At 61.8% G+C, this 25,009-nt stretch carries 22 protein-coding genes; 6 read left to right on the forward strand and 16 right to left on the reverse strand.

The features are described from left to right. Positions 1 to 50: 50 nt before the first annotated feature. From ACOQOQ_RS11130 to ACOQOQ_RS11205, 16 genes are all read right to left on the reverse strand, one after another. Entirely contained in the window at positions 51 to 614 is a 564-nt protein-coding gene (locus ACOQOQ_RS11130) for a DUF2199 domain-containing protein (RefSeq protein ID WP_420567061.1), read from the reverse strand. Positions 615 to 721: 107 nt separating this feature from the next. Then, positions 722 to 2,176 carry an amidophosphoribosyltransferase gene (gene purF, locus ACOQOQ_RS11135; RefSeq protein ID WP_420569762.1) on the reverse strand — a complete coding sequence of 485 codons (1,455 nt, stop codon included), beginning with the start codon at positions 2,174 to 2,176 and terminating at the stop codon, positions 722 to 724. Positions 2,177 to 2,342: 166 nt separating this feature from the next. Continuing rightward, the gene (locus ACOQOQ_RS11140; RefSeq protein ID WP_420567062.1) at positions 2,343 to 2,897 is read right to left on the reverse strand and encodes a CvpA family protein; all 555 of its coding nucleotides are present in this window, start codon (positions 2,895 to 2,897) and stop codon (positions 2,343 to 2,345) included. Positions 2,898 to 2,921: 24 nt separating this feature from the next. After that, positions 2,922 to 4,286 (reverse strand): DNA repair protein RadA, encoded by a 1,365-nt coding sequence (gene radA / locus ACOQOQ_RS11145; protein WP_420567063.1) that lies wholly within the window; start codon positions 4,284 to 4,286, stop codon positions 2,922 to 2,924. A 32-nt stretch (positions 4,287 to 4,318) separates the two neighbouring features. After that, on the reverse strand, positions 4,319 to 4,759 hold the full coding sequence (locus ACOQOQ_RS11150; RefSeq protein ID WP_420567064.1) for a paraquat-inducible protein A: 441 nt from the start codon (positions 4,757 to 4,759) through the stop codon (positions 4,319 to 4,321). 447 nt (positions 4,760 to 5,206) lie between these two features. Further along, entirely contained in the window at positions 5,207 to 5,953 is a 747-nt protein-coding gene (locus ACOQOQ_RS11155) for an ABC transporter ATP-binding protein (RefSeq protein WP_420567065.1), read from the reverse strand. Then, complete coding sequence (locus ACOQOQ_RS11160) at positions 5,950 to 6,732, reverse strand: MlaE family ABC transporter permease (protein ID WP_420567066.1); 783 nt, start codon at positions 6,730 to 6,732, stop codon at positions 5,950 to 5,952. The genes ACOQOQ_RS11155 and ACOQOQ_RS11160 overlap by 4 nt, the downstream gene beginning before the upstream one ends. Continuing rightward, a complete protein-coding gene (alr, locus tag ACOQOQ_RS11165) occupies positions 6,729 to 7,772 on the reverse strand; it encodes an alanine racemase (protein ID WP_420567067.1) in 1,044 nt (347 codons plus the stop codon). The genes ACOQOQ_RS11160 and alr overlap by 4 nt, the downstream gene beginning before the upstream one ends. Before the next feature lie 173 nt (positions 7,773 to 7,945). After that, positions 7,946 to 9,451 (reverse strand): replicative DNA helicase, encoded by a 1,506-nt coding sequence (locus ACOQOQ_RS11170; RefSeq protein WP_420567068.1) that lies wholly within the window; start codon positions 9,449 to 9,451, stop codon positions 7,946 to 7,948. A gap of 158 nt (positions 9,452 to 9,609) precedes the next feature. Beyond that, a complete protein-coding gene (locus ACOQOQ_RS11175) occupies positions 9,610 to 10,290 on the reverse strand; it encodes an orotate phosphoribosyltransferase (protein WP_420567069.1) in 681 nt (226 codons plus the stop codon). An 86-nt stretch (positions 10,291 to 10,376) separates the two neighbouring features. Then, positions 10,377 to 11,417 (reverse strand): dihydroorotase, encoded by a 1,041-nt coding sequence (gene pyrC / locus ACOQOQ_RS11180; protein ID WP_420567070.1) that lies wholly within the window; start codon positions 11,415 to 11,417, stop codon positions 10,377 to 10,379. A 59-nt stretch (positions 11,418 to 11,476) separates the two neighbouring features. Further along, entirely contained in the window at positions 11,477 to 12,430 is a 954-nt protein-coding gene (locus ACOQOQ_RS11185; protein WP_420567071.1) for a phosphoadenosine phosphosulfate reductase, read from the reverse strand. Between the two features lie 87 nt (positions 12,431 to 12,517). Next, positions 12,518 to 13,585 (reverse strand): glycosyltransferase family 2 protein, encoded by a 1,068-nt coding sequence (locus tag ACOQOQ_RS11190; protein WP_420567072.1) that lies wholly within the window; start codon positions 13,583 to 13,585, stop codon positions 12,518 to 12,520. After that, on the reverse strand, positions 13,586 to 15,925 hold the full coding sequence (locus ACOQOQ_RS11195) for a glycosyltransferase family 2 protein (RefSeq protein WP_420567073.1): 2,340 nt from the start codon (positions 15,923 to 15,925) through the stop codon (positions 13,586 to 13,588). It abuts the gene before it with no gap. Then, on the reverse strand, positions 15,922 to 16,569 hold the full coding sequence (locus ACOQOQ_RS11200) for a hypothetical protein (RefSeq protein ID WP_420567074.1): 648 nt from the start codon (positions 16,567 to 16,569) through the stop codon (positions 15,922 to 15,924). The genes ACOQOQ_RS11195 and ACOQOQ_RS11200 overlap by 4 nt, the downstream gene beginning before the upstream one ends. Then, on the reverse strand, positions 16,566 to 17,597 hold the full coding sequence (locus ACOQOQ_RS11205) for a glycosyltransferase family 2 protein (protein WP_420569763.1): 1,032 nt from the start codon (positions 17,595 to 17,597) through the stop codon (positions 16,566 to 16,568). The genes ACOQOQ_RS11200 and ACOQOQ_RS11205 overlap by 4 nt, the downstream gene beginning before the upstream one ends. 206 nt (positions 17,598 to 17,803) lie before the next feature. Here ACOQOQ_RS11205 and ACOQOQ_RS11210 point away from each other — a divergent pair, with 206 nt between their 5' ends. The 6 genes from ACOQOQ_RS11210 to ACOQOQ_RS11235 all read left to right on the forward strand — a co-directional run bounded on the left by ACOQOQ_RS11210 (position 17,804) and on the right by ACOQOQ_RS11235 (position 24,977). Further along, entirely contained in the window at positions 17,804 to 18,712 is a 909-nt protein-coding gene (locus ACOQOQ_RS11210) for an AAA family ATPase (RefSeq protein WP_420567075.1), read from the forward strand. Positions 18,713 to 18,722: 10 nt separating this feature from the next. Continuing rightward, positions 18,723 to 19,982 carry a vWA domain-containing protein gene (locus ACOQOQ_RS11215; protein ID WP_420567076.1) on the forward strand — a complete coding sequence of 420 codons (1,260 nt, stop codon included), beginning with the start codon at positions 18,723 to 18,725 and terminating at the stop codon, positions 19,980 to 19,982. 46 nt (positions 19,983 to 20,028) lie between these two features. After that, positions 20,029 to 20,994 (forward strand): XdhC family protein, encoded by a 966-nt coding sequence (locus ACOQOQ_RS11220; protein WP_420569764.1) that lies wholly within the window; start codon positions 20,029 to 20,031, stop codon positions 20,992 to 20,994. Further along, positions 20,991 to 21,980: a molybdopterin-binding protein gene (locus ACOQOQ_RS11225; protein ID WP_420567077.1), complete on the forward strand. Its 990-nt coding sequence runs from the start codon at positions 20,991 to 20,993 to the stop codon at positions 21,978 to 21,980. The genes ACOQOQ_RS11220 and ACOQOQ_RS11225 overlap by 4 nt, the downstream gene beginning before the upstream one ends. A 104-nt stretch (positions 21,981 to 22,084) precedes the next feature. After that, positions 22,085 to 22,570, forward strand: a complete 486-nt coding sequence (locus ACOQOQ_RS11230) for a (2Fe-2S)-binding protein (RefSeq protein WP_420567078.1) — start codon at positions 22,085 to 22,087, stop codon at positions 22,568 to 22,570. A gap of 34 nt (positions 22,571 to 22,604) precedes the next feature. Next, positions 22,605 to 24,977: a xanthine dehydrogenase family protein molybdopterin-binding subunit gene (locus ACOQOQ_RS11235; protein ID WP_420569750.1), complete on the forward strand. Its 2,373-nt coding sequence runs from the start codon at positions 22,605 to 22,607 to the stop codon at positions 24,975 to 24,977. The last annotated feature ends 32 nt before the right edge of the window (positions 24,978 to 25,009 follow it).

Below are 25,009 nucleotides of genomic sequence, written 5' to 3' on the forward strand. Positions count from 1 at the left end.
ACTGCGGTTTCCTTCCAAACGGCGGGCGGGTCAAGTGCAAAGCGCGCGGCTTAGTCGCGCAGCAGATGCGGGCGGATGTCGTCTCCGCACGCGGCATAAAGGTCCAAGAGCTGGTCAAAGCTGATCCCGTTTTGCAACGCATCAGCCAGAGGGCCGGCAGAGGCCTCGATCCGGGGCAGCGCCTCGCGCGTGTCGAAATGCACGGTGACAGCGGTTCCGGTTTCGGCCAGATCGGGCAGATCATTGTCCAGCAGCCCCTGGGCCGGGGCGGGCAGGGGCGCATCAGCGCTGTCGGTGGTGTCCAGATAGGCAAAGAATACCTCGTCCGGGACAGCCACCCAAGGCGTCAGGTGCAGCATGTCCTCGGCCCCATGGATGGGCAAGGCAGCATGGGCGCGCAAAAGGCGCACGCCACCCACGCGGCACAAATCCGCAGCCAGCTGATCCTCACCTGCTTTGACAAAGGGCTGATCGCCGCGTTCGGGGTGCGGCCAGCGCGCGGGGTGGTCATACGCTATGTCATACACGCCCGAAAACCGTCGCCCGCAACAGGGGCATTCGCGGTCTGGATCGTTGAAGCGGCGCCAACGGGCATCAAGGGCAAGCAAAGACATGAGGTACCTTTCAGGGTTGGCCAATGCCTAGTCCAGCCCGTCCCCGGATGCAACAACGCGCCGGCAGGGGGCTGCCAGCGCGCTGAAAGTCGTTACGTGACGCGGGGCTATTCGGCTGCTTTAAGCTGAAAACCCTTGTCGATCATGTCGGTGGGTGTCACCGGGTATTCGCCGCTAAAGCAGGCATCGCAATATTGCGGGCAGTCGGCCTTGCGGCCCTCGGCCTCGCCCGCGGCGCGATACAGCCCGTCCAGCGAGATGAACTTCAGGCTGTCCACGTTCAGATGCTGGCGCATTTCCTCTTCGCTCATGGTGGCGGCCAGCAGCTTTTCGCGCTGGGGCGTGTCCACACCATAAAAACAGGGCCAGGCAGTCGGTGGGCTGGCGATACGGAAATGCACCTCGGCCGCACCAGCGTCCAGGATCATTTCCTTGATCTTGCGGCTGGTCGTGCCGCGCACCACCGAGTCGTCCACCAAGATCACCCGCTTGCCCTTGATCAGGGCGCGGTTGACGTTCAGCTTCAGGCGCACACCCATGTTGCGGATCTGCTCGGTCGGTTCGATGAAGGTCCGGCCCATGTACTGGTTCCGGATGATACCCTGACCGAAGGGAATACCGCTTTCGTGGGCAAAACCGATCGCTGCGGGGGTGCCGCTGTCGGGAACGGGGCAGACCAGATCTGCCTCGACCGGGGCCTCGCGGGCCAGCTCAACACCGATCTGGCGGCGGGTCTCATAGACCGAGCGGCCACCAAGGATGCTGTCAGGACGCGAGAAATACACGTGCTCGAAGATGCAGAATTTGGACGGGCGCGGACGGAAGGGACGCAGGCTTTCGACGCCGCCCTCTTCGGTGATCACGACCATCTCGCCGGGCTCGATCTCGCGCACGTATTCGGCGCCGATAATATCCAGCGCACAGGTTTCCGAGCTGAGCGCCCAACCGTCACCGATCTTGCCCAGAACCAGCGGGCGCACGCCCAGCGGGTCACGCACACCGATCAGCTTGGTGCGGGTCATGGCGACGACGCTAAAGGCGCCTTCGACGCGGCGCAGGGCGTCTTCCATGCGTTCGGGGATGTTCCGCTGCAACGAGCGGGCCATCAGGTGGATGATGCATTCACTGTCCGAGGACGACTGGAAAATCGAGCCACGCTCGATCAGCTCGCGGCGCAGGGCGTCGGCATTGGTCAGGTTGCCGTTGTGGGCAATCGCGGCCCCCCCCATCGAAAACTCGCCAAAGAAAGGCTGCACATCGCGAATCGCGGCGCCCTTGGACCCGGCGGTGGAATACCGCACATGCCCGATGGCCAGCGGCCCCGGCAGGGTTTTCATCAGCGTCTGCGAGGTGAAGTTATCGCGCACATAGCCGAAGCGGCGGGCGCTGTTGAAGCCCTCGACAGGGTCGTGGCTGACGATGCCACCGGCCTCTTGGCCCCTGTGTTGCAGGGCGTGCAGCCCCAGAGCGACGAAATTGGCAGCGTCGGCAACGCCGACGACGCCGAACACACCGCACTCCTCTTTCAGTTTGTCATCGTCGAAAGGGTGTGCGGGAGGCATGAGCTTGGACAAGGCTGTGCTCCGAATCCGTTGGCTGGCAGGTTGGCCCCTACATAGGGCGTGAGAACGCAACTGTCACGAAAGGATCATAAAAGAACCGCCCGTTTGATGCACGGGCGGTGGTGTTTTTATGGGGTGTGGGAAATCTGCGTCGGTTTCACGCAGGTTATTCCTCGCATGTGCCGACAAGATCTTCGTATTGGCCGGTGATCCAGCCCAGGGCTTGCTCGGGGTCGCCGTCCTGAATTTTGCCGGTCATCTTGGTGAACACCTGCGCCGAGCGGCTGTCATCCACCATCGGGATCTGCTGCGAGGTCAGCACGGTTTCGTAGACGAAGAAGGCAATCGCCACCAGCAGGATGCCACGCAGCACGCCGAACAGGAACCCCATGCCCTGATCCAGCCCGCCCAGAACCGAGCGCTGTACAAGCGAAGAAAACAGCGGTGTGAACAACGACGCAACCACAAGCGCAAGCGCGAATACGGCGGCAAAGGCTGCGATCACACTCAGCTCGCAGCTGTCGGAAATGAAATCTCCCAGAACCGGGATTTCCTTGACCAGAGGCTGAACCTGCGGCGCAAAGACAAAGGCCAGAATGGCCGCAGCGATCCAGCCCAGGATGGCCAGGGCCTCGCGCACGACGCCGCGGGAATAGGCCAGCAGCGCCGAAATTATGATAACGGCGGCCACAACGCCGTCGATGATGGTGAACCCGTCCATAAGTCCGTCCTTGTTTGACGACGCTTAGCCCGCGCCGAAGATGTCTCCTACAAAGGCGGTCAGGTCCCCGAATTGCCGAAGTGCCATGCCACCGGTGCCGCCCGCTTTGCCTCCGGACGGAGCGATTGCAGTGGTGAAACCAAGTTTTTGCGCTTCTTTCAACCTGTTTTCGGTCTGACCTACCGGGCGCAAGGCCCCAGACAGGCTGATTTCGCCAAATAAAACCGTATCTTTGGGCAGGGCTGCGTCCTCGCGGGCCGATAGCAAGGCGGCGGCCACGGCCAGATCGGCCGCAGGTTCGCTGACCTTCAGCCCGCCGGCCACGTTCAGATAGACATCAAGCCCGGTGAAAGGGATGCCGCAGCGCGCCTCGAGCACGGCCAGGATCATCGCCAGGCGCGAGCCGTCCCAGCCCACGACCGTCCGGCGCGGTTGGCTGTGCGGGGTGGGGGCGACCAGCGCCTGGAATTCCACCAACACGGGGCGGGTGCCCTCGACCCCGGCAAAAACCACCGATCCGGGGCTGGGTTCGCCCCGTTCGGACAGGAACAACGCCGAGGGGTTCAGCACCTCGGACAGACCCGCGCCGGTCATTTCAAACACGCCGATCTCGTCCGCGGGGCCAAAACGGTTCTTCACCGCGCGCAGGATGCGGAACTGGTGGCCGCGCTCGCCTTCGAAATACAGCACCGTGTCGACCATATGTTCCACCACGCGGGGCCCCGCGATCTGGCCCTCTTTGGTGACATGGCCGACCAGGATCACCGACATGCCTTTGCGTTTGGCAAAGGTCGTCAGCTCGTGCGCGGCTGCACGCACCTGGCTGACCGACCCCGGCGCGCTTTCGACATTATCGGCCCACATGGTCTGAATCGAATCGATGATCGCCAGTTGGGGTTTTTCCGTGTCCAAAGTGGTCAGGATATCTCGCAGATTGGTCTCGGCCCCCAATTGCACAGGCGCATCAGTCAGGCCCAATCGCTGCGCGCGCATGCGTACCTGCGCGCTGGCTTCCTCGCCCGAGATATAGATGGTTTTCAGCCCGGCCCCGGAAAAGCGCGCCGCTGCCTGCAACAGCAGCGTGGATTTGCCGATGCCCGGATCACCGCCCACAAGGATAGCGCTGGCAGGCACAAGGCCGCCGCCCAACACGCGGTCCAGCTCATCCATCCCCGATTTGGTGCGGGGCGGAGGGGTTTCCTGCGTCGCCAGATCCGACAGTTGGATCGAGGCCCCGCGTTTATTGCCCAGCGATTTCTTCGAGGGGCCCGCCGACAGGGGTGTGTCCTCGATGATGGTGTTCCACTCGCCGCAAGCATCACAGCGCCCGGACCATTTGTTGGTGGTGGCACCGCAGGCGGTACAGGAGTAGGTTTTTGTCTTAGCCATGGGCGCAGTGATGCCCTAGCGCGCGACCCCGGTCAAACCCGTTCCTTGCGTGCAGCGATAGAAATGCCCAAGGACGTCAGAATGCAGCCAGTGAACAGGTAGAGCCCCCAGGCCGTTTCGATCGTGCCCACACCGATGCCCTTGGCGATGGTGATGTAGAGCGCGATCAGAAAGATATCCGCCATCGCTAATTTTCCCAGGATGTTCAGCGCGGGCAGGGTGCGTTTGTCCAGCAAGTCGAAATGGATCAGCGCCAGCCCGATGGTTTTCAGATAGGGGGCGAACAGGGCAAACACCGTCACGATCAGGGCCAGAAACACATCGCTGTCCCACAGGCTTTGCAGACCCGAGATGACGCTGATCTCGGACAGACCAAACAGAGGCAACAGCCCCGCGCGCAAAAGCGGCGCGAACCACGCGATGGGGAACAGGATCAGCAGGGACAGGTTCAGATACTTGATCATAAGAGGCATCTATGGCGCATACATGCGCCTGCCAAGCCCAAAGATGACAACATTAGGCTGCGCGCTGTCCGGAGGCGATTTGATTGTCGTGGCAGAACTATCCCAGATACAAGGTTCCAAACATCAAGTATGCCGAAATCGACGATAGAACGAGTGACAGGGTACCGAGAACGGGCGCGGTGCCACGGAAAAGAACACGAACAAGCAGGATTCCGATCAAGATGCCGCTGGTCATCATTGGAGCGACGGGAACCCAGCTCTGGGTTAACCACGCGGGGCTGACATCAGCGAGGACGAACACCGCTACCCCCCAAAGAAAAATGAAGATTGGCAGAGCGATGAGAAGTGCACCCGTACGGGGCATTTCCGCGTTCCTACGAATCCGAAAACCCGTGGCAATCACGAAGGCTGCGGCAACAAAGGGAATAGCAATAAGTAAGAGCAGGAGCGCATCCCTCACCGCACCGCCTCGATAGGGCCATCGGCGCGGCCGTGGATGAATTGGTCCAGATAGGGGTCGCCCGAGGCGTCCATTTGCGCCACGGGGCCGGTCCATTTGATCACCCCGTCATGCAGCATGGCCACGTTGTCGGCAATTGCGCGGACGCTGGTCATGTCGTGGGTGATGGTCATGGCGGTGGCGCCCATTTCGACGACGATCTCGCGGATCAGCTCGTTAATGACGCCGGACATGATCGGATCCAAGCCGGTGGTGGGCTCGTCGAAAAAGATGATCTCGGGCTCGGCGGCGATGGCGCGGGCCAGGCCCACGCGTTTTTGCATGCCCCCTGACAGCTCGGCCGGGAACTTGTCGGCGACCTCGGGTTTCAGGCCGACACGGCGGAGTTTTTCGATGGCGATCTCGCGCGCTTCTTCCTTGGGGCGTTTCAGCGATCCGCGCAGCAGGCGGAAGGCGACGTTCTGCCAGACGGGCAGCGAGTCAAACAGCGCCCCGCCTTGAAACAACATCCCGAAACGCGCCAGGAACGCGTCGCGGTCGCCCTTGGTCACGTCCTGGCCGTCCAGCGTAATCTGGCCGCTATCGGGCGTGATCAGCCCCAGCACGCATTTCAGCGCGACCGATTTGCCGGTGCCCGAGCCGCCGATAATCACCATCGAGCTGCCATTGGGAATGGTCAGGTTGACCCCGCGCAGCACGTGGTTTGAGCCAAAGGCTTTATGGACATCCTTCAGTTCGATCATGCCGAGAAGAATACCTCCGTCAGCAGATAGTTTGCCGCCAAGATCAGGATCGAAGCCGCCACGACCGCAGATTTGGTTGCCCGGCCCACACCCTGGGCACCGCGGCCCGAATGCATCCCGTGATAACATCCCATTAAGGCCACGATGAAGCCGAAGGCAGCCCCCTTGATCAGGCCGGATACAACGTCAAAAGTTTCAAGAAAATCAACGGTGTTCGTCAGATAGGCCGAAGCGTTGAAGCCCAGCCGGCTGATGCCGACGAAATATCCGCCCATGATGCCGATCACGTCGCCAACGCCCACCAGAACGGGCACTGCGATTGTTGCTGCCAGAACGCGCGGCAGGGTCAGGTATTTCATCGGATGGGTGGACAGGGTGACCAAGGCGTCGATCTGCTCGGTCACTTTCATGGTGCCAATTTCGGCCGCGATGGATGATGCGACCCGCGCCGCCACCATCAGGCCAGCCAGCACCGGACCCAGTTCGCGGACCATGCCGATGGCCACGATCGAAGGCACCACGGCCTCGGCGTTGAAGCGGCTGCCGCCCGCGTAGATCTGCAGCGCCAGTGCACCGCCGGTGAACAGCGTGGTCAGCCCCACGACAGGCAGCGAAAGCCAGCCGATTTGGATCAGCGCGTTCAGAAACTCGCGGCTGTAAAACGGAGGGCGAAACAGATGCGTCACCGTCTGCGCGGCGAACAGCGTCACGTGTCCGATCAGCGCCAGGGACGCCAGGACAGGGCGCCCAAGCGCCGCCAGAGGGGCCGTCAGGTTCATGCGCTGGTATAGCGCCGACGATAGCGCGCGCCCAAAGAGGTCAGGATCTCGTACCCGATCGTGCCAGCGTTGTCGGCCAGCATGTCCACGGTTTGCGCCGCGTTCAGCAACTCAAGGGCTTTGGGCTCTTCGGTCAGGTGGGTGACGTCCACACCGATCAGATCCATCGAGATCCGACCGCGCACGGGGCAAGCCTCATCCCCCACGAAAAGCGAGGTTTTCGGCCCCATCGCCCGGTGAATTCCGTCAGCATAGCCCGCCGCAACGGTCGCGATCCGGGATGGTGCCTCGGCCAGCCATGTGTTGCCATAGCCAACGCTTTCGCCCGGCTCTACGTCGCGCACTTGGATGACCGGAAGGCTGATATGAGCCACGGGCTGCGCGTCTTCGAAGGGGAGGCCCCCATACAACCCAATGCCGGGGCGGGTGACGTCAAAATGATAGTCCGGGCCCAACAGAATGCCGCCCGTCGCCGACAACGAACGCGGCACATCGCACCCGTCCGTCATTTCGCGGAAGGTCTGCAATTGCTGGGCGTTCATCGGGTGGTCAGGCTCGTCCGCGCAGGCCAGATGCGACATGATCAACTGGATGTTCTGCCCCAAGGCGATGTCCCGCAGGGCGGCCCATTCGGCGGGCTCCATCCCCAAGCGGTTCATGCCGGTGTCCAGCTGCACGCCGAACGGATGGCCGGGCAAAGCCTCGACATGGCGCAGCATCTGGTCAATCGAATTCAGCATCGGCGTCAGCTGCAGATCGTGGATCATGTCCGTGTCGCCTGACATATGTCCCGAAAACACGCAAATCTCGGGGCCCGGGCCCAATGCCTCGCGGACAGCTGCAGCCTCTTCGGCGACAGCCACAAAGAACCGCCGCGCGCCTGCATGGGCCAGACTGCGCGCCACGCGCCCCGCGCCCAACCCATAGCCATTGGCCTTGACCACCGCTGCGGTTTCCACAGAGCCGCCCGATAGGCCATCCAAAACGCGCCAGTTCGCCACCAGCGCTGCCAAATCAATTGTCAATGTTGCCGTCGTCATGGGGCTGTTTTGACAGAGTGCCCAAAATGGTCAAGCGTAAACACCAGCGCGGCAGCCCGACAATGCCAAACGCGCAAGTCCCTGCCGCTTTCTTTGCTCGTGAAATACTCCGGGGGCAGGGGCCGCAGGCCCCAAGGGGGCAGAGCCCCCAAAACCCACACTCCAATCTGGCCTCAGTACCCGCCGTTGTTCTGCTGATCCTGCTGCCAGGCCTTGGCCAGATTGCCAAAGCGGGTGAACTGGGCCTCGAAGGACAGCTCGACCGTGCCGATGGGACCGTGACGCTGCTTGCCGACGATAACCTCGGCCTTGGCATGCAGGCGTTCCATTGCTGCGATCCACTCTTCCATCTTTTCCAGCTCGTGCTCGCCGGGTTTTTCGCGCTCCTTGTAGTATTCCTCTCGGAACACGAACATCACCACGTCGGCATCCTGTTCGATCGAGCCACTTTCCCGCAGGTCCGACAGCTGCGGACGTTTATCATCGCGGCTTTCCACCTGACGCGACAGCTGAGACAGCGCGATCACCGGGATGTTCAGTTCCTTGGCGATCGCCTTCATCCCCATCGAGATTTCGGCAATCTCGTTCACCCGGTTGTCGGACATGCCGCGACACAGCTGCAAATAGTCGATGATCAGCAGGTCCAGCCCATGCGTCCGTTTCAGACGCCGCGCCCGTGCGGCCAGCTGGCTGATCGGCAGGGCGGGGGTGTCGTCGATGAACAGCGGGCAGGCCTCCAGTTCCTTGGCGGCCTCGACGAAGCGGCGGAACTCGGCCTCGGTCATGTCGCCCTGACGGATTTTATGCGATGAAATTTCAGAGGCTTCGGCCAGAACCCGGCCCGCCAGCTGCTCGGCGCTCATTTCAAGGCTGAAGAAGCCAACAACGCCGCCATCCACGGCGCCCTCGGTCCCGTCGGGTTTCAACCCGCGCTTATAGGCCTTGGCCACGTTGAACGCGATGTTGGTCGCCAGCGAGGTTTTCCCCATCGAGGGACGCCCGGCAAGGATCAGCAAATCCGAGGGGTGCAAGCCGCCCAGCTGTTTGTCCAGATCGGTCAGCCCGGTGGAAATCCCGGCCATGCCGCCACCACGCTGATAGGCCTCGTTGGTGACGTTCACCGCTTCGGTCACGGCCTTCAGGAAGGACACGAAACCGCTGTCTGTCTGGCCCTGTTCGGACAGTTTATACAGCGCCTGTTCGGCGTCGACGATCTGTTCCTTGGGTTCCGAGGCCACATCGACGCGCTGCGCCTTGCTGGCGATGTTGTTGCCCAGGCCAATCAGTTCGCGCCGGATCGCCATGTCATAGATCATCTGCGCGTAGTCCCGCGCCGCATAGGCCGAGATCGCCGCCCCCGCCAGACGTGCCAGATAGGCCGGACCGCCCAGCTCTTGCAGGCCGGCGTCATCTTCCAGGAAGGCTTTCAGCGTCACCGGGCTGGCCAGTGCGTTCTTGGCGATACGGGCTGCGGCCACTTCGAAAATGCGCGCATGCACAGGGTCATAAAAATGCCCCGCCCCGATGATCGAGGCGACGCGGTCATAGATATCGTTATTGGTCAGGATCGCGCCCAGAAGCTGTTGTTCAGCCTCGATGGAATGCGGCATTGGATCTGCGCTGTCGGCCTGTTCGGCGCCGTTCTGGCCTGCGCCGTCGATCTTGGCAATCTCGTTCATTTTTCCCTGTCTCCCGATGGGAGGAGTTCATACAAAACCTGTCCGCAGACAGGCAAATTGTATGTTTCTGGGGATAAGCTGTGAGCAACTTATCCCCTACAACATCATGCGTCGAGCGCATGCGTTTCGTCAATATATGCGTGTTCTGCGGGCTGAAATCAGCCCTTCTTCCGCGCTTCTTGCCAGGGGCGCGGGCTGGTCAGGAAGGCTTCGACCTCTTTCAGCGTGTTCTCGTCAAAGGCCTTGGATTCGCGTGCCTCGGCCAGAACATCCCACCAGGTGCACAAGTGGTGCAGTTTAACGCCATGATCTCCCAAGGTTTTCTCGGTCTCGGGGAAGATGCCATAGTAAAAAATTACCGCTGTGTGCCCGCAGGACGCACCAGTTTCGCGAATCGCGTCCACGAAGGACAGTTTGCTACCGCCATCGGTGGTCAGATCCTCGACCAGCAACACGCGCTCGCCCTCGGACATGGCGCCCTCGATGCGGGCGTTGCGGCCATAGCCTTTGGGTTTTTTCCGCACGTAAGTCATGGGCAGAGCCATGCGTTCAGCGACCATGGCGGCGAAAGGAATGCCAGCCGTTTCACCACCGGCAATGTTGTCAAACGCCTCGAAACCGGCCTCGCGCATCACGGTGACGGTCAGGAAATCCATCAGAGTCGAGCGAATGCGCGGATAAGAGATCAGCTTGCGGCAGTCGATATAGGTCGGGCTGGGCAGGCCACTGGCCAGGGTAAAGGGGTCGTCCGCGTTGAAATGCACGGCTTTGATTTCCAGCAGCATCCGCGCGGTCAGGCGAGCGATCTCTTCTTTGGTGGGGTAGGCGGCGGGGATCATCTGCGGTGTCCTTTTATCTGAACCGGGGCGCTGGCGTTGCGGGCAGGTGCCTCCGGCGGGAGTATTTGGTGAGCAAAGAAGCGGGCTTAGGCAGTGACGTGCCAATGCACGGGGAAGCCCGGATCAAAGACGGTGACGGGGCCGTCTTCGCTGTGGATCTTGGCGGGCCATTCGGCGGGCGCGCCTTTGGTCAGGGTGATTGTGCCGGTGTTGACGGGTTTGCGATAGAAAGCGGGGCCGTTCAGTGAGGCAAAGCCTTCCAACTTGTCCAGCGCGCCTTCTTCTTCGAAGACATGCGCCAGCAGGGCCATGGTGTTAGTGGCGGTAAAGCAGCCCGCGCAGCCACAGCCGGTTTCCTTGGCCGCGTCCACATGCGGGGCGCTGTCGGTGCCCAGGAAGAAGCGGTTATCACCGCTTGTCGCGGCTGCGCGCAGGGCCAGGCGGTGCTCTTCGCGTTTGGCGACGGGCAGGCAGTAGTAATGCGGTTTGATCCCGCCCACCAGGATGTGGTTGCGGTTGATGATCAGGTGGTGCGTGGTGATCGTGGCGCCCAGATCGGTGTCGTTGGATTTCACGTAATCCACGCCGTCCTTGGTGGTGATATGTTCCATCACGACGCGCAGGCCCGGGGTGGCGCGGCGGATCGGGTCCAGCACCCGGTCAATGAAGACAGCCTCGCGGTCGAATATGTCGATGTCGTTATCGGTGACCTCACCGTGGACGCAGAGCGGCATCCCGATCTCGGCCATCTTTTCCAGCACGGGGCGGACCTTGTCGAAATTCGTCACGCCCGAGGCCGAGTTGGTGGTGGCCCCGGCGGGATAGAGTTTGACGGCGGAGCAGAGGCCCGAGGTAAAGGCAGCCTCGACATCTGCGGGATCTGTATCCTCGGTCAAATAGAGCGTCATCAGCGGCTCGAAGGTCATGCCTTCGGGCAGGGCGGCCATGATCCGGTCGCGATAGGCAGCTGCATCGGCGCTGGTGACCACGGGCGGTACCAGGTTCGGCATGATGATGGCGCGGCCAAAATGGCGGGCGGTTTCGGGCAGGACAGCCTGCAGCATCGCGCCATCGCGCAGGTGCAGGTGCCAGTCATCGGGGCGTGTGATGGTGATCGAGGTGCTCATACCCTCGCGATTACACCGATCTGCGCGCGTGGACCAGAGGGTTGGCGCGCGAAATTGCCTCAGGCGGCGGGAATCTGGAAATTGCCCTCGGCTGCGGCCTTTTCCAATGCGTCCAGGCGGCGGCGAATGCGCGGGGCGTGCATACGGCCTACCACGTTGCGGCACAGCATCGTGGCCAGATAGGGGCGGTCCTGCACGTCCAGCCGTGCCAGCAGGCTGCGCAGATACGACGCATTGTTGCGACGGGCGCGGTAGAGTTTGGCGAAAGACGCGGCCGAGAATGTTCCGTGCCCCGCTTGGCTGAGGACACTGAACAGCAAGTCCATCGTCAACAGCTCGGTTTGCAGCGCGTCACCCATGTTGGGCATCCGAAGCTTGGTCACGTTCGAACGCGTGAAAAGCGCCGCGTGCATGGCGTCCAGATCCTCGTGAGGGTCATAGAAAACAAAGGCTTGGTCGGCGGCCTCGATCATGTCGGGGCCATATCCGAAACGGTCGGTAAACGAGGTGCGGCGCATCTCGATAAAGCGGTCGTCCCATTCGGCAACCCGCGGATCCAGCGTGGCCTGAGGCTGTACGGCCAGCACGGTCGCGCCGGGGGAGGCGACGGAAAACACGCTGGCGGCATAGCCGCACGGGCCCGCGCCATAAAACACGACCCGGTCAAATTCTTCAAAGAAACCATCGTCGATCAACTGGTCAAACAGGTCATAGACCGCCTGATCACGGAACCATGTATCCCCGTCCGAGATCAGCGCAAGGTGCGACCAGCCGTGTTCGCGCGCGACTTCCCAACCCATGGGTTGCGCGGTTTCTGATAGGGCCTGAATGCCTTGGATCGATTCGAAGGTGACAATCAGTGTCTCGTTCAGATCGATGAAGCTTGCAAAGTGGCGCTTGCCCAGCGGCTCGAAAAAGCCGGCTTCGTCTGAAATGTCCTGCAATTTTCCCAGCCACGACGGACGTTTCAGACCGTTCAGGGGGGTTTCCAGTAATTTCAACAGATCCGTCATACCGCTTATCCTTCGTCGCCTGCGCCACGCAGACTTTATCTAGGATTTCAGACCTAGGTGTCCAATGGGGCGAAAATGCGGAGAATCCTAGGGCTTTCTGCGGGATGATGCAGCCCCGTCGTGCGCGCGCGCCGCGTGATGGGCCAAATATCGCGCAGCCTGCGCAGGGATGGGCCGGGCCGGGGGCGTCAGCATCATGCGGGTCATCAGGGCGCGATAGGGCTCTTGTTCAAGCAGGTTTTGAATACGGGCGCGGCGCCATTCGACGGCGGTCCTGTGCAGCTGAGCCAGCTGTTCATCCTTTTTCAGGGCGGCAAGGTTTTCTCGCATCCGGTCGGCCATGGCCGTGATGCTGGTGTCCTCGTCTGTGCAGTAATTCCTCTCGGTCCAGTAATCCATGCCCAGCTGATCGTCCGAATGCACGGCGCGGCCACGGTCAGCCTTGACCAGATAGGATTCCATCGCGCCCAGGGGATAGTGGTTCAACTGCGCCAAACCATAGTGTTCCTGCCGGTAATCCGAGAAGATGCGGCTGGTCTGGAACGCCTCGCCCAGCTCTCGTCCCTCGGTGTCAAACCAGCGTGTCTGCGCCAGCCGGGTCGGATCTGGGTCTGCGGGGCGGTGAACGCCGGGACGCCCATAGGTACCGTCATTGCGATAAAGCGTCTTGAACATCACGGCGCGCCAAGGCCAGTGGATCACACGCGGAGCGGCGCGGGTGAACTGCTGCGTCACCGGGCGGTCCGCATATAGGACCACCCCAGCATTCCCGAACAGCCGCCAGGTCAGCGTGATCGCGGTCGCGTCGGGCAATGCTTTGACCAAAGCGGAAACCGTTCGGTCGCCCACATGGATATTCACGAACTCGTCCACGTCCAATGGTAGGATCCAGTCCGCTTGCCGGGTCAGCTCGGCTTGGGCGGCAAGGCGCATGGCTGTGAACTGGATGCCCTGTTTGTCATGGGGGCCGGGGTTGCGGATGTGGGTCAGCAGCCCCAAGCCCTGCAGCCGGTCCAGCATTGTGTCGGTGCCGTCCTGGCAATCATTTGAGAAAACAAGGAAATCTGTGAAGCCACAGGCCTGGTGATGGGCCAGCCATTCCAACAGAAAGCTGCCCTCGTTGCGCACACTCAGGATCGCCAGAATACGCGGCATTCAGCTCTCCATGTCCAGGGCCAGCGCCCAGGCGACACGCTCGGGGCTGGTCAGTTTGATCGACAGGGCCTGGGCGTACAGCTCTTGGAACTCGGGCATGTCGTGCAGCTCGTCGGCCTTGGCGCGATGCCAGGCCAGCCCTTTTTCGTGCAGTGCGCGCAAGGTGTCGTCTTGCATCAGCCGGTCGTATTCAGCGCGCAAACGGGGGACGTTGCGCTGGATGGTCACGTCCTGATGATCGTTCCAGTCCATGCGGATCCAGTAGTTCAACCCGATCGAGCGATCCACATGCAGTGCCCGGCCGCGCTGGCGTTTGACCAGAAAACTCTCGGCCGATCTCAGGGCATAGTGGTTCAGCTGGATCAGGTCATACCCGATCGTCTTGCGCGAGCTGCGCCAGCCGTTTTTCAGCGCGTCGTTGGTCATATCCTGACCCGAGCCATTGACCCATTTCACCCGATCAGCCATGTCATCAGACAGCTTGTTGGGGCGGTGGCAACTGAGCTTTTCATAGGCCCCGATATTACGGAACAGGGTCTTGAAACCCCAGACAGTATGCGGCTTTGGGCAGTATTTCGGCGCGCAGCGGTCGAATTGTTCGATGACGAACTTGTCTGCCAGCTTGTCCACTCCGCTGTGACCGAACAGGCGCCAGGTCATGGCCACGTTGCTGGCCCCGGGCACCATCGCATAAAAGTCGTCCAGGGTGCCGTTGCCGCACCGGATGTTCATGAACTCGTCCACGTCGATATGGGCGATCCAATCAGCGTTTTTCAGCACAGGTTCCTGGCGGGCGTTATCCAGCGCGAATTGCTGAGGCGAATTGCCGGACCAGTTATCATTGTTGCGGTGCTGTAGGATGCCAAGTTCTTGCAAGCGCCGCAAAATTTGGTCTGTGCCGTCGCTGCAGTCATTTGTGTAGATCAGGAAGTCATCCACCCCGATGGCCCGGTGGTAGGCTACCCATTCCAGAATATAGGGCGCCTCGTTCTTCATGCAGCCAACGATGGCTGTGCGCGGCCGGTTCTTGCGCGGCACCATAGACGGATAGGGCGCGCCAAGCTGATCCTCGCGCAGGGTTCCTATGCGGTTGTGTGGCTTGAAGGACGAGCTTTGCAGCTTGATCAGGTTCTGCTGGGCCAGGGGCGGCATGATCGCGCGGATCTGCGGCGCCAGCGAGGCACCCAGTTGCGCCCCATTCACGTTTTCCTTGGGCGGGTCCTGCAGACGTTTTTCCTGACGGGTGGCCCGGTCGATCCGGCCCATGAAAGCCAGCAGATATTGAGAGGCCCGATAACCGTTTTCCGGGTCCGCTTCGGACCAGGCGGGGGCCTTGCCACGGGTCGGGCGCAGCGCCTCGGACAACGCGGGGAACGCCTGGGTCAGATTGGCGTTTGCTTCCGTGAACCCGGCCGAGATTTGCCGCAACGAGGCTGGGTTGATCGGCGGGCCGTCGATGGCCACGTCCCTGGTCATCGTGCTCCACAGTTTGCGCGGGATCACCTTGCCGGTTCGTTTAAGCAGCGCCATCAGAAGCTCGTTCAGCTGCCGGGCGCGCGTTATGTGGGCAGCGGGCACAAGGCCGGGCACCAAGGCTGCGGCGGCCTTGCCAATCTGCCCCTTGATGCCAAAGGCGGTGCACAACTCTTCGGTGGCGCCTTCAGAGTGAAACAGCTTGGCATCATAGGGCCGCAGGGTGACACATCCTTGGCCAAAGACGCTTTCCCATTCGGTCACAAGTCGTGTGTAGTCCAGCCAGAACGGCGGGGCCTGAATTTCCTGAAACTGCCCCAGTGCGGGCTGAACCTCGTGCCCGTCCAAAAGGGCGTCATCCCACCAATCTGCCGTGCCAGCCATTTCTTGCTCCAGCGCCAGAGACTGGGCGCGGCCGGACATGACCTGATGGGCATAATGGCGGGCCAGAACGCGCGCTTGCTCGTCCACATGGGCAATGACGCGAATGTCCGAGGACAGCGGTGCCAGCAAGTCACGCAGACGCTCCAGCTCGGACCGGCGCGACAGCGAGGCACCAAGCTGGCTGGCCGACAGGATCAGCGTGTCCGGGTTGGCGCTGGCGACCTCTTGGTGCAGCTTGGTCACGACATCCGCACGCAATGCGGCCTGATCTGCGGCATCCGCATAGCCCCGGCTGGCGCGCAGAGGGTCCACGTGACCCGGGTCGGTGACAGCCATGTAAAGGCGCGTATGGTTCTTGGCACCGGGGCTGCGCGGATAAAGAATACCCTTGGACAAAAGCTGTTCGCGCTTGTCATTCAGCACGGATTGCAGCCGTGAAGCCCCCACCTGTTCAAGACCAATATGCAGGTATATCCGCATCATTCAGCCTCTGATTCTTGTGGGTTCGCGGCGGGGTTGCGGTTGGCCTTGCCCCACCAGGGGATTTCACGACCCAGGAATTGGCCCAGCGTTTGGGGCGCGTTGCGCGCGCTGACGTCCAGCAACAAGAAACGCGGATCCCCGGCGAAAAGCCGTTCCAGATGGGCGTAATGGGCACAGATCCATTGCATCCGGTGTTCCGGGCGTCCCCCAAACGGGGCGGGCAGGCCGGGAACCTGGCCTTCGGGCAGACGTTCGGTGCCCAAGTTGGACCAACGCAGCATCGAGTTCGACAACCGCTCGGGCGTGCGCCAGGTGGCCAGGAAGCGCGCGCCTGGGTGGTGTTCGCGGATCGCCTCGATCAGGCCGAAATCCATTTGCGGCCAGTAGGACACGCCCTGTTGCAGGGTGCTGATCTCCGAGAACCCGTCAAACAGATCCAGCCCGTGCAGGGGATCGCCTGTTTCGAAGTAATTGCGATACAGCAGCTCGCCGACATAAGCCCCGTGCAAGGACGTGTCCGGCGTCTGGCGCTTGCGAATACGGAAATCCGCGATCCGCAACCCCGAGACACGCAGCGCATGGGCCAGGGTCGTCGTGCCTGATTTGGGCAGGCCAAGGTTGATGATCCGCACGCGTTCGCTCATGTGTCCAACCCCAGAAGTGCGCGCAGCTCGGTTTCTTCGGCGGAAATCGTCGAGGTCTGGCGCAAATGGCGGCGCATTTTGCGATAGGGGCGCTGCTCCAGCAACTGGGCGCATCTTTCGCGGTGCAGGCGCACGCAGTCATCATGCAGGCCCGCGATGCCGGGCAGGGCCCGCAGGCGCGTCATTTCGGTGCGCAGGGCTGGTAGGTAGCGATGGATCGAGTGATCCTCGACCCCGTCATCGTTACGCTCGCGCCAATAGCTGTCGTCAAAAGCGCGGTTTTCCCGGTTCACGTCGCCACGGTCGTTCTTGACCAGATAGCTGTCCAGCGAGCGCAGGGCATAATGATGCAGCGTCGCGAAATTGCGTGCGCCCGCAGCCGGAAACTTGCGAATACGCCGGGGGTTCGCGGCCACCAGGAATTTCTGAGGCACATCGCGCCCCGACCCGTCGGTCCAGCGCGGATGCTTGCGGGGCGGCAGCTTATCGCGGAAGAACGGCCGGTGCGCGCCGAAGTATTTCAGCGGAAAGTCATGGCGCATAAGGGTTTTCACCTCGATCGCCAGCTCGCCACACCAGATATCGGGGTTATGGGTGCGGGTGAACTGCTCGATCACCGGGACGTCTTTGAATTTCTCGATCCCCGCGTTGGCGAAGAATTGGAAGGTAAGAGAGATCGCCTGAGGATCGTCGCAAGCCTTGATCAGCGCGGGCAGGGTGTGATCACCCACGTGGATATTCGGAAACTCGTCCACATCCGCGACCCAGACCCAGTCGGCGCCCGTCACGATGTCCTGTTTGGCCGCGTGGCGCAGAGCCTCCATCTGATAGTTACGCCCCTGCGCGGGGTTGGGCAGATGGGTGACAATCCCGGCTGTGGCCAAACCATCCAGCAATCGGTCGGTCCCATCGCTGCAATCGTTCGAGTAAAACAGGAAATCACTGACGCCCACGACACGGTGAAAGGCGATCCATTCCAGCAGGAACGGCCCCTCGTTTTTTACACAGGTCACGGCGGTGATGCGCATTGACGCCTCGCCCTGATCCATTGGGTCTTTTTCGGTCATGACACTGCCCATACTCTGGCCGCGGGTGGTCCCGTTCTACCCCAGAAATCGTTACCGGAATCATGACAGCCTTGGGCCGGGGCGTCAACGTCACGCAGCGTCTTGCACCTTGGTGCCACTTGACGCATCGCGCATGGGGCTCTCTCATGCCCTAAGGGAGGACGAGGATGACTGAAATCAATTCCATCGACGATGTGCAATCGGCGCTTGCCGGGCAGGACTATGTCTGCGGACGCGCTTTGGCCACGGTGGCCTTTCTGTCGCTGAAGCTGGGGCGCCCCCTGTTTCTGGAAGGTGAGGCTGGTGTCGGCAAGACCGAGATCGCCAAAGCCATCGCCGCAGCGCTGGGCAGGCGCCTGATCCGTTTGCAATGTTACGAGGGGCTGGATGCGTCGTCTGCCGTCTATGAATGGAACTTTGCCGCCCAGATGATCGCCATCCGTACAGCCGAGGCCGGGGGCGGTGCCGACCGTGACGCCTTGCAAACCGAGCTGTTCACCCAGGACTATCTGATTGAACGTCCCTTGCTGCAGGCCATGCGCCCCCAGCCCGGTGGCGCGCCTGTGCTGCTGATCGACGAGCTGGATCGCACGGACGAACCCTTCGAGGCCTTCCTGCTTGAGGCGCTTTCCGACTTCCAGGTCACGATCCCCGAGCTGGGCACCGTGCATGCACCCGAACCGCCCATCGTCATCCTGACCTCGAACCGCACGCGCGAAGTGCATGACGCCCTGAAACGCCGCTGTCTGTATCACTGGGTGGATTATCCCGAATTCGACCGCGAGGTGGAAATCCTGCAAGCCCGCGCCCCCGAGGCCGCCGAGGCGCTGAGCCAAGAGGTTGTCGCCTTTGTCCAACGTCTGCGCACCGAGGATCTGTTCAAGAAACCCGGTGTGGCTGAAACCATCGACTGGGCGAAATGTCTGCTGGCGCTGGATGTGCTGTCCCTGTCCCCCGAGGTGATCTCGGACACGATTGGCGCGATCCTGAAATACCAGGACGATATTCAACGTCTGCAAGGCTCCGAGGCGAAACGTCTGCTGGAGGAATCCCAGGCCGCACTGGCCCCGGCCTGAGGGCACGCCCATGGCCACGCTTCCTGATCTCGAGCTGCCGGATAATCCCAAGCTCACCCATAACATCACCTATTTCGCCCGCGCCCTGCGCAAGGCGGGGCTGCCCATTGGGCCGGGCCGGGTGATTGACGCGATCCGCGCGGTGCAGGCAGCAGGGTTTACGGACAAACGTGATTTCTACTGGACGCTTCATGCCTGTTTCGTGAACCGACCTGAACATCGGCTGATCTTCAGCCAGATATTCCGGCTCTATTGGCGCGATCCGCGATACATGGAACATATGATGGCGATGATGCTGCCTGCCATTCGCGGCGTGCAGGAGGAAAAGCCCGCGCAATCGGCTGAAAAACGTGCAGCCCAAGCGCTGCTGGATGGGCAATTGCCCGACATCCCCGAACCCGACACCCCCGAGGATGAGACCAAGATCGAGGTCGATGCCTCGCAGACCATGTCCACCGAGGAACGGCTGAAAACGCTGGATTTCGAACAGATGAGCGCTGAGGAAGCCGCCGAGGCCCGCCGGATGCTGGCACGTCTGAAACTGCCCGTGAAACCCATCGCCTCGCGCCGGGCGCAACCCAGTCAGAGGGGGCGTAGCATCGATTGGAGGCGCACTTTGCGCGGCTCCATGCGCCGTGGGGGCGAGCTGCACAAGATCGCGCTGAAATCCCCCAAGCCGCGTTGGCCCAATCTTGTGGTGCTGTGCGACATCTCAGGCTCCATGAGCCAATACAGCCGCATGGTGCTGCATTTCCTGCACGCTGTCGCCAATGAAAAAGGCGCAGGCTGGGCCAAGGTGCATGCCTTTACCTTTGGCACGCGGCTGACCAATATCACCCGCCATCTGGCCACACGCGATGTGGATCAGGCGCTGAAAGCCGCAGGTGCCGAGGCGCAGGACTGGGAGGGCGGCACAAGGATCGGGGATTGTCTGCATGACTTCAACCGAGACTGGTCTCGCAGGGTAATGGGGCAGGGCGCCGTGGTACTGCTGATTACTGATGGGCTGGATCGCGGTGACGCGGGCGCGCTGGGCAAAGAGATGGAACGCCTGCACCTGTCCTCGCGTCGCCTGATCTGGTTGAACCCGCTGTTGCGCTGGGATGGTTTCGCGCCCAAGGCCTCGGGTATCAAGGCGATGCTGCCGCATGTGGATGCCTTTCGTGCGGGGCATTCGATCGCTACGCTGGAACAACTGGCCCAGGCGATCTCGCGTCCTGATGACGGGGGCGAGAAAGACCGCTTGATGCAAATATTGCGGGATGGCTAGACATGAAGGATCAGAGGCTTAGCTGATGACAAAGGGAGGGCGCATGATGGACCGGTTCGACAATATCCCCGAAACTGCCTTGGCTTGGTACAACGCAGGTAAGGGCGCGGCACTGGCAACGGTGGTGGAAACCTGGGGCAGCGCCCCGCGGCGGGTCGGCAGCCAGCTGGCAGTGTCGGGCGAAGGCGAAATCGAAGGTTCGGTCTCGGGCGGCTGCGTCGAAGGCGCGGTGGTGGTCGAAGCGCTTGAGGCGATGGAAGACGGCAAAGCGCGCGTGCTGGAGTTCGGCGTCAGTGACGGGGATGCCTTTGCCGTGGGTCTGGCCTGTGGGGGCACCATCCGCGTTCTGGTCGAACCGATTGGCGATGCGCTGCCGTTGGACCTGCTTGAAGGGCTGGTCACGGCGCGTGCCGACCGCAAACCTGTTGCCGTTGTGGCCGACCTGGTGGACGGAGACCGCTGGCTTACCCATCACGGATATGACGAACGTTTCCGCATGGACCGTTCAGGCTTTGAAGAAGACGGACGATTTTTCGTGGCGATCCATAATCCTCCGCTGCGGATGATCGTTGTGGGCGCGGTGCATATCGCGCAAGCCCTGGTGCCCATGGCGCGACTGGCGGGCTATGACCCCATGATCATTGATCCGCGCGACAGTTTTGGATCTCAGGCGCGCTTTCCGGGGGAAACCATCCTGAACGATTGGCCCGATGACGCGGTGAAATCTTTGGGTCTGGACATCCGTACCGCGCTGGTGCTGCTGACACATGACCCTAAGCTGGACGATCCTGCGCTGGAACAGGCGCTGGGCGCGGATGTGTTCTATATCGGGGCGCTTGGATCGACCCGGACCCATGCCAAGCGGGTTGATCGGTTGATTGCAAAGGGGTTCTCGGCCCAGCAGATCGCCCGCATCCACGGCCCCGTTGGCCTGAACATCGGTGCTGCCAGCCCGGCCGAGATCGCCGTTGCCATCCTGGCGCAGGCAACACAGGTGCTGAGGCAGGGATGAAATTCGGCCCCGTCCCCCCCTCTCAGGCCGAAGGCGCGATTTTGGCCCATTCGCTGGAGCTGAACGGCGCAAAGCTGCGCAAGGGGCTGGTCCTGACCGGGGCCCATGTCGCGCAGATGCAAAGCGCTGGGCTGGACAGCGTCACCGTCGCCAGCCTTGGCCCTGATGACCTGCATGAAGACACGGCCGCCGCCCGTTTTGCGGCCGCTTTGGTCCAACACGGCAGTCCATTGATACAGACCGAGGCTTTTACCGGCCGTGTCAACGTACTGGCCCCCGGACCGGGGGTGGCGTTGCTGGACACGGATCGTTTGCGCGCGGCAAATGGCGTGCACCCGATGATCACCGTTGCCACGGTGCCCGCGTATCAACAGATGGGGCCACGCGGGATGGTCGCTACGGTCAAGGTTATCTCGTACGGGGTGCCCGCGCAGGATATCCAAAGCGCCTGCGATCTGGCCCACGAGGCAATCGATTTTGCCCCGGTGACCCTTCGCACGGCCACGCTGATCGTCACGGAAATCCCCGGCGGGGCAGGCGAAAAAGGTGTAGAAGCGATCCGTAACCGGTTGGAAACGCTTGGAATGACGCTGGTCAATGTCGAGGCTGTCCCTCATGCCGAGGCTCCGCTTGGTGCGGCTCTTGCCAGGGTCGAAACCGATCTTGCGCTGATCCTGACCGGCTCGGCCACGTCGGATCCGATGGATGTCGCACCGCAAGCCGTGCGCCAGGCCGGCGGTCAGGTGGATCGCTTCGGTATGCCCGTCGACCCCGGCAACCTGCTGTTTGTCGGCGCGCTGAAGGACCGCCCCGTGATCGGTTTGCCGGGCTGTGCCCGCTCGCCTGCGCTGAACGGCGCCGACTGGGTGCTTTCGCGTATCGCCTGCGGGCTGGAGGTCACCCATGAAGATATTGCCGGAATGGGCGTCGGGGGCCTGCTGAAAGAAATCCCCACGCGTCCCATGCCGCGCAGCGCACGCCGTTAAAGTCAAAGTTGTCTCAGAAAATACTATCGCTGTCCGGCGCGGACATGTTTTACTTGATCCACAAGGCGGAACAAAATTCCGCTCTCATTTCAAGGGAGGATGAAATGGTTGATATTACGCTTTCTGTAAACGGGGTCTCCCGATCCGGCAGTGTTGAGGGCCGTACGTTGTTGGTTGATTTTTTGCGGGATGGATTGGGTTTGACTGGGACGCATGTTGGTTGTGACACGTCTCAGTGCGGAGCCTGTGTTGTGCATGTTGATGGTGTTGCAGTTAAGGCGTGCACGATTTTGGCGGCCGAGGCGGATGGTGCCGAGGTCTCGACGATCGAGGGTCAGGCGGCACCGGACGGGACGCTGAACGCGATCCAGCAGGCGTTTCAGGATCATCACGGTCTTCAGTGCGGGTTTTGCACGCCGGGCATGGTGATGTCTGCGGCGGCCCTTCTGAAAGAGAACCCCCAGCCGACCGAGGGCGAGATCCGCGATTACCTTGAGGGCAATATCTGCCGCTGCACCGGGTATCACAACATCGTCAAGGCGATCATGGCGGCGTCCGGTCAGGACGTTGGCGCCGTGGCGGCCGAATAAGACATTTCAGGGAGGAAATGACATGCCCAAGGACATGCCCAGAGAAGGTGGCATCGGCGACAGCACGAAACGCCGCGAGGATATCCGCTTCTTGACCGGAGCGGGCAATTACACCGACGACATCAATATCAACGGCCAGACGCATGCGTATTTTTTGCGCTCGGAAGTGGCGCATGGCAAGATCAACAGCATCGACACGGCCGCGGCTGAGGCGATGGAGGGCGTGGTGAAGATCTTCACCTCGGCTGACTTTGAGGCGGCGGGCGGCATTCCGTGCGGCTGGCAGGTGACGGACCGGCATGGCGAGCCCATGCAGGAACCCAAGCACCCGATCCTGGCCGAGGGCAAGGTGCGCCACGTGGGCGATCCGATTGCTGTGGTGGTGGCCGAAACGCTGGAACAGGCGCGCGATGCGGCCGAGGCGATCGAGCTGGACATCGAAGAGCTGGAACCGGTCCTGAACATGAAGGATGCGCTGAAGGACGGCGCCACCAAGGTGCATGACGATCTGACGTCAAACCTCTGTTATGACTGGGGTTTTGTCGAAGAGAACCGCGAGGCCGTGGACGAGGCGATCAAGAACGCGCATCACGTCACCACGCTGGAGCTGGTCAATAACCGCCTGGTCCCCAACCCGATGGAGCCGCGCGTGGCGGTGGGCGATTATTCCCGCGCGAACGACGAATACACGCTCTATACCACCAGCCAGAACCCGCATGTGATCCGGCTGCTGATGGGGGCCTTTGTGCTGTCCATTCCGGAACATAAGCTGCGCGTCGTGGCCCCGGATGTGGGCGGCGGCTTTGGGTCCAAGATCTATCACTATGCCGAAGAGGCCTTTGTGACCCATGCCTCGAAGGTGATCAACCGTCCGGTCAAATGGACCTGCAGCCGGTCCGAGGCCTTCATCTCGGACGCTCATGGGCGCGATCACGTGACCAAGATCGAACTGGCGATGGACAAGGATTACAAGTTCACCGCCGTGCGCACCGACACCTATGCCAATATGGGCGCCTATCTGTCGACCTTTGCGCCCTCGATCCCGACCTGGCTGCATGGCACGCTGATGGCGGGGAATTACACCACGCCGCTGATCTATGTGAACGTGAAGGCGGTGTTTACCAACACGGTGCCGGTGGATGCCTATCGCGGCGCGGGCCGCCCCGAGGCGACCTTCCAGCTGGAGCGTGTGGTGGACAAGGCCGCGCGCGAGATCGGGATGGACCCGGCCGAGCTGCGGCGTCTGAACTTCATCAAGCCCGAGCAGTTCCCCTATGACACGCCCGTGGCGGTGACCTATGACACCGGCAACTACCACGCGACGCTGGATAAGGCGCTGGAGATGACCGACTATGCGAACTTTGAGGCGCGGGCGGCGGAAAGCAAAGCGCGCGGCAAGCTGCGCGGCTATGGCCTGGCGCACTTCATCGAGGCTTGCGGCATCGCGCCGTCGAACCTTGTGGGTCAGCTGGGCGCGCGTGCGGGCCTGTATGAATCTGCCACCGTGCGGGTGAATGCGACCGGATCCATCAGCGTCTTTACCGGGTCCCACAGCCACGGTCAGGGGCACGAGACGACCTTTGCGCAGGTCGTGTCGGAAATGATCGGCATTGATGTCAGCCAGATCGACATCGTGCATGGCGATACCTCCAAAACGCCGATGGGCATGGGTACTTACGGGTCCCGGTCCATCGCGGTGGGCGGCAGCGCCATGGTCCGCGCGACCGAGAAGATCATCAACAAGGCCAAGACCATCGCGGCCCACCTGCTGGAGGCCTCGGAGGCGGATATCGAGCTGAAGGATGGCCAGTTCAGCGTGGCGGGCACCGATAAATCCGTGGCCTGGGGCGATGTGACCCTGGCCGCTTACGTGCCGCATAACTACCCGCTGGAGAACCTGGAGCCGGGGCTGGAGGAGACGGCATTTTACGATCCGTCGAACTTCACCTATCCCTCGGGTGCCTATGTCTGCGAGGTCGAGGTGGACCCCGATACCGGCAAGGTTGAGATCCTGGGCTTCACCGCGGCGGATGACTTTGGCAACGTGATCAATCCGATGATCGTGGCCGGACAAGTCCATGGCGGTGTTGCGCAAGGTATCGGCCAGGCCATGCTGGAGAACACCGTCTACGATGAAAACGGCCAGCTTCTGACCGGGTCCTTCATGGATTACGCCATGCCGCGCGCGTCGGATGTGCCGTTCTATGACGTGGATCATTCCTGCCAGACGCCCTGCACGCACAACCCGCTTGGTGTGAAAGGCTGCGGCGAGGCGGGGGCTATCGGCAGCCCGCCTGCGGTGGTCAACGCGGTGATCGATGCGCTGCAGCGCGGTGGTTACAACGTGGATCATATCGACATGCCTGTCAGCCCCGCGCGGGTCTGGGAAGCGATGCAGCAGGGCTGAGGCTCTTTTCCCCGGCGGCGTGGCGCGTGCCG

This window comes from Thalassovita sp. (assembly GCF_965218685.1).
In the GTDB taxonomy this organism is placed as follows: domain Bacteria; phylum Pseudomonadota; class Alphaproteobacteria; order Rhodobacterales; family Rhodobacteraceae; genus Thalassobius.

What these genes read in the sequence shown, in the direction of transcription:
- radA (WP_420567063.1), bottom strand. Translation starts at nt 4,286, where the DNA reads ATGGCTAAGACAAAAACCTACTCCTGTACCGCCTGCGGTGCCACCACC.
- ACOQOQ_RS11215 (WP_420567076.1), top strand. Translation starts at nt 18,723, where the DNA reads ATGGCCACGCTTCCTGATCTCGAGCTGCCGGATAATCCCAAGCTCACC.
- ACOQOQ_RS11170 (WP_420567068.1), bottom strand. Translation starts at nt 9,451, where the DNA reads ATGAACGAGATTGCCAAGATCGACGGCGCAGGCCAGAACGGCGCCGAA.
- ACOQOQ_RS11235 (WP_420569750.1), top strand. Translation starts at nt 22,605, where the DNA reads ATGCCCAGAGAAGGTGGCATCGGCGACAGCACGAAACGCCGCGAGGAT.
- ACOQOQ_RS11150 (WP_420567064.1), bottom strand. Translation starts at nt 4,759, where the DNA reads ATGCCTCTTATGATCAAGTATCTGAACCTGTCCCTGCTGATCCTGTTC.
- ACOQOQ_RS11140 (WP_420567062.1), bottom strand. Translation starts at nt 2,897, where the DNA reads ATGGACGGGTTCACCATCATCGACGGCGTTGTGGCCGCCGTTATCATA.
- ACOQOQ_RS11205 (WP_420569763.1), bottom strand. Translation starts at nt 17,597, where the DNA reads ATGCGCATCACCGCCGTGACCTGTGTAAAAAACGAGGGGCCGTTCCTG.
- ACOQOQ_RS11225 (WP_420567077.1), top strand. Translation starts at nt 20,991, where the DNA reads ATGAAATTCGGCCCCGTCCCCCCCTCTCAGGCCGAAGGCGCGATTTTG.
- ACOQOQ_RS11195 (WP_420567073.1), bottom strand. Translation starts at nt 15,925, where the DNA reads ATGATGCGGATATACCTGCATATTGGTCTTGAACAGGTGGGGGCTTCA.
- ACOQOQ_RS11155 (WP_420567065.1), bottom strand. Translation starts at nt 5,953, where the DNA reads ATGATCGAACTGAAGGATGTCCATAAAGCCTTTGGCTCAAACCACGTG.
- ACOQOQ_RS11190 (WP_420567072.1), bottom strand. Translation starts at nt 13,585, where the DNA reads ATGCCGCGTATTCTGGCGATCCTGAGTGTGCGCAACGAGGGCAGCTTT.
- ACOQOQ_RS11230 (WP_420567078.1), top strand. Translation starts at nt 22,085, where the DNA reads ATGGTTGATATTACGCTTTCTGTAAACGGGGTCTCCCGATCCGGCAGT.
- ACOQOQ_RS11185 (WP_420567071.1), bottom strand. Translation starts at nt 12,430, where the DNA reads ATGACGGATCTGTTGAAATTACTGGAAACCCCCCTGAACGGTCTGAAA.
- ACOQOQ_RS11220 (WP_420569764.1), top strand. Translation starts at nt 20,029, where the DNA reads ATGGACCGGTTCGACAATATCCCCGAAACTGCCTTGGCTTGGTACAAC.
- ACOQOQ_RS11130 (WP_420567061.1), bottom strand. Translation starts at nt 614, where the DNA reads ATGTCTTTGCTTGCCCTTGATGCCCGTTGGCGCCGCTTCAACGATCCA.
- ACOQOQ_RS11175 (WP_420567069.1), bottom strand. Translation starts at nt 10,290, where the DNA reads ATGATCCCCGCCGCCTACCCCACCAAAGAAGAGATCGCTCGCCTGACC.
- alr (WP_420567067.1), bottom strand. Translation starts at nt 7,772, where the DNA reads ATGACGACGGCAACATTGACAATTGATTTGGCAGCGCTGGTGGCGAAC.
- purF (WP_420569762.1), bottom strand. Translation starts at nt 2,176, where the DNA reads ATGCCTCCCGCACACCCTTTCGACGATGACAAACTGAAAGAGGAGTGC.
- ACOQOQ_RS11210 (WP_420567075.1), top strand. Translation starts at nt 17,804, where the DNA reads ATGACTGAAATCAATTCCATCGACGATGTGCAATCGGCGCTTGCCGGG.
- ACOQOQ_RS11160 (WP_420567066.1), bottom strand. Translation starts at nt 6,732, where the DNA reads ATGAACCTGACGGCCCCTCTGGCGGCGCTTGGGCGCCCTGTCCTGGCG.
- pyrC (WP_420567070.1), bottom strand. Translation starts at nt 11,417, where the DNA reads ATGAGCACCTCGATCACCATCACACGCCCCGATGACTGGCACCTGCAC.
- ACOQOQ_RS11200 (WP_420567074.1), bottom strand. Translation starts at nt 16,569, where the DNA reads ATGAGCGAACGCGTGCGGATCATCAACCTTGGCCTGCCCAAATCAGGC.